The 1701-nt window shown below is 38.3% G+C and carries 2 protein-coding genes; both read left to right on the top strand.

What is annotated here, in order from left to right:
- On the top strand, window positions 1-300 hold a 300-nt coding region (locus PHAL_RS24315), incomplete at its 5' end, for a TonB-dependent receptor (RefSeq protein ID WP_036981732.1).
- A gap of 460 nt (window positions 301-760) precedes the next feature.
- The coding region (locus PHAL_RS23430) for a TonB-dependent receptor plug domain-containing protein (RefSeq protein WP_036981729.1) at window positions 761-1701 on the top strand (941 nt) is incomplete at its 3' end.

The following is a 1701-nucleotide window of genomic DNA, read 5'->3' as shown; positions in this document are numbered from 1 at the left end:
GTAATTGGTTACTATGAGAATGATGGATTTAGTTTTAGACTTGCATATAACTGGAAAGATGACTCCTATTTAAAAGGTGATAACTCTTACCTAGGTGTCCAACCTCGTGTACAAAAAGCAACAGGCCGTTTGGATCTAGTGACATCATATAAGTTTACAAAGAACTTTAGTGGTTATTTAAGAGGTTACAACTTAACTGATGAGCAACGTTATGAGTACTGGGGTAACAATGAAAGTGCGGTCTCGCGCGTTGATTACACTGGGCGTATCTATGAAGTAAGCTTTAGCTACAGTTTTTAAGTAGGTACTTTAATTACTTATCAGAAGCCTAACAATGCCACATTGTTAGGCTTTTCTCGTTTTGGCATGCATCAAAGTTATACAATAGCCAACAACTTCTTAATTTCTTATATCCCACCTCAGAGTAAACAAGCCCCAATTTGATGATGGGCTTATTAATGTTTATGAGCAACCTTGTTGAGCTTTAACTCCTTAAATTGACAATCACGTTTGGTCACAATTAGTCACTTGGGTGTGTTAAATTATGTTTAAATCTTATTTTTCATTATATTTCGGTAAATATTTTATTGTGCATGCCATTGTTTTAGTTGTGTTATTTAGCAAAAAGACTGATAATGATTATTTTTGATTTTAATGTGACTTTTAATGTGTTACGGTATTGTTAATTGGCTGGCCAAGTTGTTAATTAATCAATATGTAAAATAAGTAGTAATCTACACACACAATTTATGGGGACACAATGATGAATAAAAATAGAAAAATATTCACTTCAAAGGCATTGATTGGAGGTTCGTTAGGTTTAGCTTTGGCGGTATTTACACCTTCAATTTTGGCACAAGAAGTTAAACAAGCTATAGATGCTAATCAGGAAACTCCAAAAGCAAGAGATGCAAGAGTTAAAGAAAGAGAAGCCGAATTTGAAGTTATTGAAGTGCAAGGTATTCGTGGGTCATTAGAAAATGCTCTGAATACAAAAAGAGATGCCCCCTCAATTGTTGATGCTATTTCTGCTTCAGATATTGATGCATTGCCAGCACTTGATTTAGGTGAAGCTCTGCAAGCAGTACCTGGTGTTCAAATTGAACGTTCTGGTGAGGGGCGACAGTCTGAAATTAGTTTACGTGGCTTAGGGGGTGGCTTCGTCAAAACAACCTCAGCAGGTCAAAGCTTTGCAACACCAAGCAGAAGCTTTAGTGATGTTGGTTCAAGTAACCCATTCGCAGCATTTGAGGCGAGTGTATTCGATGGTGTGACTGTTGTTAAGTCTCCTACTGCTGATATGCAAGCGGGAGGAATTGCTGGTATCGTTGATAAACAATTACAACGCGCGCTTGCAAAGCCTGATGGAAAATATAACATCAGCGTTGGTGGGCGCTATGAGGATTTAACCCAAAATTGGGATGAATCTGTTAAATTTTCTATGAGTAAACACCTTATTGAAGATGAACTTGCAGTAGCCTTTAAAGTCGCTGGCTCTGGTCAAACTTTCCGTCGTGATACTGCTAACTTCACCAATTACGCTCCTTTAATTGGCGCAAATGGTGCCGCAACAGATGCCAATTTACGTGTAAACTCAACAACGATTGATGCTTACCGCGCTAAGTATGGTATACCTGAGGATGCAGCAATCCGCAGCCCATCTTCAATACGAAACGTTACTGAGTACAGTGAAGGTGATCG

It is taken from the genome of Pseudoalteromonas haloplanktis ATCC 14393, from assembly GCF_000238355.1.
GTDB lineage: Bacteria > Pseudomonadota > Gammaproteobacteria > Enterobacterales > Alteromonadaceae > Pseudoalteromonas > Pseudoalteromonas haloplanktis.
This window is presented reverse-complemented; position numbering and strand designations above follow the sequence as displayed.